The 6830-nt window shown below is 69.6% G+C and carries 6 protein-coding genes; 3 read left to right on the plus strand and 3 right to left on the minus strand.

What is annotated here, in order from left to right:
* Positions 1-110: 110 nt before the first annotated feature.
* Positions 111-1874, plus strand: a complete 1764-nt coding sequence (aspS, locus tag FNH09_RS04845; RefSeq protein ID WP_152885465.1) for an aspartate--tRNA ligase — start codon at positions 111-113, stop codon at positions 1872-1874.
* A gap of 120 nt (positions 1875-1994) precedes the next feature.
* Here aspS and FNH09_RS04850 read toward each other — a convergent pair whose 3' ends face one another.
* The gene (locus FNH09_RS04850) at positions 1995-2471 is read right to left on the minus strand and encodes a hypothetical protein (protein WP_152885466.1); all 477 of its coding nucleotides are present in this window, start codon (positions 2469-2471) and stop codon (positions 1995-1997) included.
* A 162-nt stretch (positions 2472-2633) separates the two neighbouring features.
* Between FNH09_RS04850 and FNH09_RS04855 the strand changes: the two genes are divergently transcribed.
* Positions 2634-3605: a dioxygenase family protein gene (locus tag FNH09_RS04855; protein ID WP_152885467.1), complete on the plus strand. Its 972-nt coding sequence runs from the start codon at positions 2634-2636 to the stop codon at positions 3603-3605.
* A gap of 101 nt (positions 3606-3706) precedes the next feature.
* Here FNH09_RS04855 and FNH09_RS04860 read toward each other — a convergent pair whose 3' ends face one another.
* Together FNH09_RS04860 and FNH09_RS04865 are read right to left on the minus strand one after the other, a co-directional pair.
* A complete protein-coding gene (locus FNH09_RS04860) occupies positions 3707-4072 on the minus strand; it encodes a PH domain-containing protein (RefSeq protein WP_152885468.1) in 366 nt (121 codons plus the stop codon).
* An 84-nt stretch (positions 4073-4156) separates the two neighbouring features.
* Positions 4157-5590: an FG-GAP-like repeat-containing protein gene (locus tag FNH09_RS04865; RefSeq protein ID WP_238426458.1), complete on the minus strand. Its 1434-nt coding sequence runs from the start codon at positions 5588-5590 to the stop codon at positions 4157-4159.
* Positions 5591-5801: 211 nt separating this feature from the next.
* Here FNH09_RS04865 and FNH09_RS04870 point away from each other — a divergent pair, with 211 nt between their 5' ends.
* A complete protein-coding gene (locus FNH09_RS04870) occupies positions 5802-6770 on the plus strand; it encodes an intradiol ring-cleavage dioxygenase (RefSeq protein WP_152885469.1) in 969 nt (322 codons plus the stop codon).
* The last annotated feature ends 60 nt before the right edge of the window (positions 6771-6830 follow it).

A 6830-nucleotide genomic window follows, 5' to 3' on the forward strand; every position in this document is an offset into this window, starting at 1 on the left:
CCGGGACCTGCCGTGCCAATGGTGGGGAGGTGAGGACGGGCTGGCCGGTAGGCTGGGGTGAGGTTTCACGTGAAACACGACCCCGATCCGCGAAGGCTGGATGAACGACGATGCATCGGTACAGGTCCCACACCTGCGGCGAGCTCCGCGCCTCTGACGTCGGCACCGACGTCCGGCTGAGTGGCTGGCTGCACAATCGGCGCGACCTGGGTGGCATCCTCTTCATCGATCTGCGCGATCACTACGGCATCACGCAGCTCGTCGCCCGCCCCGGCACGCCCGCGTACGAGGCGCTCGACAAGGTGACCAAGGAGTCGACGGTCCGCGTCGACGGCAAGGTCGTCTCCCGCGGCAGCGACAACGTCAACCCCGAGCTGCCCACCGGTGAGGTCGAGGTCGAGGTCGGTGAGGTCGAGCTGCTGGGCGCCGCCCAGCCGCTGCCCTTCACCATCAACGCCGAGGACGGGGTCAACGAGGAGCGGCGCCTGGAGTACCGCTTCCTCGACCTGCGCCGCGAGCGTATGCACCGCAACATCATGCTGCGTACGGCGGTCATCTCGGCGATCCGCCACAAGATGACGGCGCTGGGCTTCAACGAGATGGCGACCCCGATCCTGAGCGCCACCTCCCCCGAGGGCGCCCGTGACTTCGTCGTGCCGTCCCGGCTGAACCCGGGCCGGTTCTACGCGCTGCCGCAGGCCCCGCAGCAGTTCAAGCAGCTGCTGATGATCTCCGGCTTCGACCGGTACTTCCAGATCGCGCCCTGCTTCCGCGACGAGGACGCCCGCGCGGACCGTTCGCCGGGCGAGTTCTACCAGCTCGACGTGGAGATGTCCTTCGTCGAGCAGGAGGACGTCTTCCAGCCCATCGAGAAGCTCATGACGGAGCTCTTCGAGGAGTTCGGCAACGGCCGTCATGTGACGTCCCCGTTCCCGCGGATCCCGTTCCGCGAGGCGATGCTGAAGTACGGCTCCGACAAGCCGGACCTGCGGGCCCAGCTTGAGCTGGTCGACATCACCGACATCTTCGAGGGCTCGGAGTTCAAGGCGTTCGCCGGCAAGCACGTGCGCGCGCTGCCGGTGCCGGACGTCTCGGCCCAGCCCCGCAAGTTCTTCGACCAGCTCGGCGACTTCGCCGTGACGCTGGGCGCGAAGGGCCTGGCCTGGGTCCGGGTCGCCGAGGACGGCTCGCTGAGCGGCCCGATCGCGAAGTTCCTGACCGAGGAGAACGTCGCCGAGCTGACCAAGCGCCTGTCGCTGGCGGCCGGTCACGCCGTGTTCTTCGGCGCGGGCGAGTTCGACGAGGTCTCGAAGATCATGGGCGCGGTCCGCGTCGAGGCCGCCAAGCGCGCCGGCCACTTCGAGGAGAACGTCTTCCGGTTCTGCTGGATCGTCGACTTCCCGATGTACGAGAAGGACGAGGAGACCGGCGCGATCGACTTCTCGCACAACCCCTTCTCGATGCCGCAGGGCGGTCTGGAGGCACTCCAGACCCAGAACCCGCTGGACATCCTGGGCTGGCAGTACGACATCGTCTGCAACGGCGTCGAGCTGTCCTCCGGCGCGATCCGGAACCACGAGCCCGAGATCATGCTCAAGGCGTTCGAGATCGCGGGCTACGACCGTGAGACCGTCGAGGAGAAGTTCGCGGGCATGCTGCGCGCCTTCCGCTTCGGCGCCCCTCCGCACGGCGGCATCGCCCCCGGCGTCGACCGGATCGTCATGCTCCTCGCAGACGAGCCCAACATCCGCGAGACGATCTCCTTCCCGCTCAACGGCAACGCCCAGGACCTGATGATGGGCGCGCCGACGGAGCTGGAGGAGGCGCGACTGCGCGAGCTGCACCTCTCGGTGCGCAAGCCGCAGCCGAAGTAACGGAGCGCGGGGAGCGGAACCCGCAACCGGACGAGTCCTTGCGAAGGGGGCCGGAAACCACATCGGTTTCCGGCCCCCTTCGTCTGTCCCGCGCCGCCGGGCTGATCCCAACGACAGGCCCTAGGTGTCGTACCGCCCGTCCCAGGGCGCGCCGAAGCCGAGGTGGTCCGGGTAGAGCTCGGCCCAGGCCTCGCCCTCGTCCTCCCCGGTCAGCAGGCCGAACAGCACACCCTCGACGGTGACGCTGAAGGGACGCACCGCGATGTCCGTGTAGGTGCGCCGGGGCAGGCTGCGGAGTTTGGTCGCCAGGTGGGCGCGGGCGTGGGCGAGCACCGACGTTCCTCCGTGCGGGGACCGCTGCTGCTCGGCCCAGGTGCCGGCGCACCAGATCTCCGATTCGCGGTAGCGGCCGTGGGCATCGAAGAGATGCAGCACCGAGTACAGGCGCTTGTGCACCTCCCAGCCGTCGTCGGGACGGTACTTCTCGGGGAAGGCGTAGGTGACCGAGCCCAGGAACTGTCCGTCCGCATAGCGGCCGACGGCCTGGGTACGGCCCTGCGGCTCGTAAGCGATCGGAATGACCTCAGGGACTGGCATGGCGAGAACCATACGTATCCGCTGTGGCGACTTTCACTCCAGGGTCCTGAGATGACCGCCGGTCTTCCGGAGAAGCCGCTCCCTGGCCCCTTTTGCACGCACATGGCAATGCACAGTCCTTCCCCACGCTCCTGACAGGGCCCGTGCCTAACGTCACCGCCCATGACGGGAAACCAAGGACCAGCACACAAGCGGAGCATGACCCGGCGCAAGGTCGTCGTGGCGGGCGGAGCGGCCGTGGCCGTGGCGAGCGTGGGCGGCGGAGTGGCCGTGACCGCCTTCGCCGGTGAGACGGGCAAGGGCTCGACCGCGTCGGCCACCGCCGCGGAGACCTGCTACAAGCTCACCTCGGAGACCACCGAGGGTCCCTACTACATCGACGCGGACAAGATCCGTAAGGACATCACCGAGGACAAGGAAGGCATCCCGCTGACCCTGGCCCTCAAGGTGATCGACTCCGAGACCTGCAAACCCATCAAGAACGCGGCCGTCGACATCTGGCACTGCGACGCGCTGGGCATCTACTCCGGCTACGAGAGCCTCTCCACCGGCGGTGGCGGAGCGCCGACCGACGCCCCCTCGGGCACGCCGACCGACGCTCCGACCGATCTCCCCTCCGGCACTCCCACGGGTGAGCCCCCGTCCGGCGCGCCCTCCGGCGGCACCGGCGGCGGTGGCCACGAGGAGCCGACCGACGACGAGCGCTATCTGCGCGGCACGTGGAAGACCGACCGCAGCGGGCACGTCACCTTCAAGACGATCTTCCCGGGCTGGTACCGGGGCCGCTGTGTGCACATCCACGTCAAGGTGCATGTGGACGGCGAGTGGACCGACGCCGGTTACGAGGGTGGGCACACCTGTCACACCGGCCAGTTCTTCTTCTCGGAGGAGGCCGTGCTGGCTTCCGCCACGGTGGCGCCGTATTCCACCAGCACCACCGAGCGCACCACGCTCACCGAGGACACCATCTACGACCAGAGCGGCACCACGGGCGGCCTGCTCAAGCTGAAGTACGACAAGAAGCACATCGCGAAGGGAGTGCAGGCCTCCCTGACCCTGGGCGTGGACCCGGACGCCACCCATGACGGCACGGACGACGCGGTGCAGCCGGGCGCTTCCGCCTCGGCGGCGTAGCCCGGACCGCCCCGGCTCCGGGGCGATCGCGCCCGAACCGGCGAGAGCGCCCGGGACGTCACCGTCCCGGGCGCTCTTCGCTGTTCCGTACCGTCGGCGGGCTACTTCGCGACGAACTGGGTCAGGATCGCCTGGACCTCGTAGATGTCCACGCCCTTGGTGAAGGTCTTCTCGATCGGGACCGACGAACCGGAGATCCAGATCTTCAGCTCGGCGTCGAGATCGAACGTGCCGGCCGTCTCGACCGCGAAGTGGGTGATGCTGCGGTACGGGACGGAGTGGTACTCCACCTTCTTGCCGGTGATGCCCTGCTTGTCGACCAGGATCAGGCGGCGGTCGGTGAACAGGATGGTGTCGCGGATCAGCAGGAACGCGGCGTGCACCTGCTCGCCCGCACCCAGCAGACGTGCGAAGTCCTGCTGGGCCTGCGCCGGGTCGACGGTGTGCGCGTTGCCGAAGAGTGCCATGACGTGCTCCCCCTTTTCTTTACAAGATCTTTGGAATCTATACCGGTTCGGGGAGGCCGTCCATGGTGGTGCGTGGGACGGTGGTCAGATCAGCTCGTGCAGGCCGTTGCCGCCGAGGAGCGTGCCGCTCTTCTGGGTGAGGTCGACGGAGGCCGCGTTGAAGACCCGGCTGCCCTTGGCCGTCGGACCTGAGGCACCGCCCGGGAACACCCAGACCGCGCCGGTGAGGTTGTTCTCGCCCGACGCGCCGACGAACAACTCGGGCCTGCCGTCGTTGTTCACGTCCCCGACCGAGACGGTGGTACCGAAGAAGTCGTCCGTCTCGTTGCCGCCGCCCACGCCCGCGGTGAACTGGCTGAAGGAGTAGGAACCGGCGCCCAGCGCGCCGGAGCGGCGGCCCGGGATCACCGTCACCTCGCCGGAGCGGTTCTTGCCGGCCACCCCCTCGTACGGCGTGCCGACGACGATGTCCGCGAGGCCGTCCCGGTTCAGGTCGGCCACGGCGAGAGCGCCGCCGAAGGCGTCGTTCTTCTCGCTGACGCCGGGCACGCCCGCGGTGTTCTGCGTGATCTGCACGGGCTCGGCGTCCTGCGCGATGCCGGCCGAGCCGCCGTACCAGACCAGGACCCGGCCGCCCGAGGCGCCGTCCACGCCGGCGACATGGGGCTCGGCGGGGTCGCCGACCACGAGATCGGCGAACCCGTCGCCGTTGACGTCGCCGGAGGCGGCGATGAAACCGTTGCCCTTGAGCGGGTGGTCGCCGTACTCGGGATACGCGTAGACCGCGCCGCCGCTCAGATCGCTCAGGCCGACGGTGGCGAGAGCCTGGCTCGGAGTGGCGTTGCCGTTGAAGTCGCCGAGCGTCACGCTCGCCACGGACGGGGTGTTCTGCGCCACCGAGCGGGTTCCGTAGGTGCCCGTGCGGCTGAACGGGCCGTTGAAGCTCACGGTGCCGTCCGTCCCGGCCACCACGACCCGCTCCTTCGGGCCGCCGCCGAGGCTGAGGGCGGCGAGATCCAGCCCGAACCGGGCACCGTCGGCGTGCGACGGCGTGTCGGCGGGCAGCGGCAGCTGGGTGGCCGTCGTCAGCCCGCCCTTGCTGCCCCACAACACCGCGACCAGGCCGAAGTTCCTGCCCTCGGCGGTGTCTTCGTACGGCGCGGAGACCACCAGGTCGGCGTAGCCGTCGCGGTTGAGGTCGGCGGTGGCGGTGGCGGTCCCGAAGGCGTCGCCCGCCTCCGCGGAGCTGGGCACCCCGGCGGAGTTCTGCGTGATCGTCGTGCGCCGGGCCGCCGACAGCCCCGACTTCGACCCGTACAGGACGACCACCGCGCCCGCGCCCGCCCGGCCTGCCACGTCCGCGCCCGGCGCGGGCAGGACGGCATCGCGGTACCCGTCGCCGTTGAAGTCCCCGGGAGTGGCGCCGTGCACGGCCCAGGACGGTCCCGCCGACAGCAGGGTGACCCCCATCAGCCCTGCGAGCAGTAAGGCGGTGGATCTCCAACTTCCCTTGGACATACGACCTTTCATGGCCATGCTCATCCCCCTCGGCCCCTGGCGCGCCATCCGTGCGCCGGTGTGACGCGGCGGATTGTAAAGGTTGAAGGTGACATGCAAATGCGGGTGCGGCCGTGCTCCGGAGGCGATTTCCGGCCCTCCTCGTTCGGGCAGGGCAAAGAGTGCCGTTTTCTCAGCCCGCTGACAGGCTGCGTCCCTAGTTTTCCGGCGCATGACAGAGAATCAGGAGCCCCAAGGGCTGCCGGAATCAAGGGAACTGACCCGTCGCAAGGTCGTCGTCGCGGGTACCGGAGCGGTCGCCGCGGTGGGTCTTGGAGGCGCGTTCGCGGCGGACGCCTTCGCCAGTGAGGCGGGCGGCAGCAGACAGGCGCCGGCCGCGGCCACGAGTGGCGCAGAGGTCTGCTACCGGCTGACCTCCGAAGCCGTCGAAGGCCCGTACTACATCGACGCGGACAAGATCCGGCGGGACGTCACCGAGGACCGGGAGGGCATCCCGCTCCTGCTCGACCTCAGGGTGATCGACTCCGAGACGTGCAGGCCGGTCCGGAACGCCGCCGTCGACATCTGGCACTGCGACGCCTCCGGCGTCTACTCCGGCTACGAGAGCCAGGGCAGCGGCGGTGGCGGCCCCGCGCCCACCGGTGAGCCCCCGACCGGCACGCCCACCGGCGAACCGCCCTCGGGCGGCCCCGGTGGCGGCAACCCCGGCGGGCACCAGGAGCCCACCGACGACACCCGCTATCTGCGCGGCACCTGGCGGACCGACCGGCACGGCCGGGTCGCCTTCCGGACGGTCTTCCCGGGCTGGTACCGGGGCCGGTGTGTCCACATCCACGTCAAGGTGCATGTGGACGGCGAGTGGACCGACGCCGGTTACGAGGGTGGGCACACCTGCCACACCGGTCAGTTCTTCTTCGACGAGGCGGCCGTGCTGGCCTCCGCCGAGGTGGCGCCGTACTCCGCCAACACCACCGAGCGCACCACGCTCACCGAGGACACCATCTACGACCAGAGCGGCACCACGGGCGGCCTGCTCAAGCTGAAGTACGACAAGCGGAACATCGCCCGTGGTGTCCGCGGGTCGATCACGGTGGGCGTCGACCCCGACGCCACCAACGACGGCGAGGGCGCCCCGCCGCAGCCGAGCGCGTCGGCCACCCCGTCCGCTTCGGCGTCGTAGCGGACCGATGCGGTGACGCGGCACAGCGGGCCCGGTGACGCCGTACGGCGTCACCGGGCC

Origin of the sequence: Streptomyces adustus (assembly GCF_009377175.1) — a bacterium.
Classification (GTDB): Bacteria; Actinomycetota; Actinomycetes; order Streptomycetales; family Streptomycetaceae; genus Streptomyces; species Streptomyces adustus.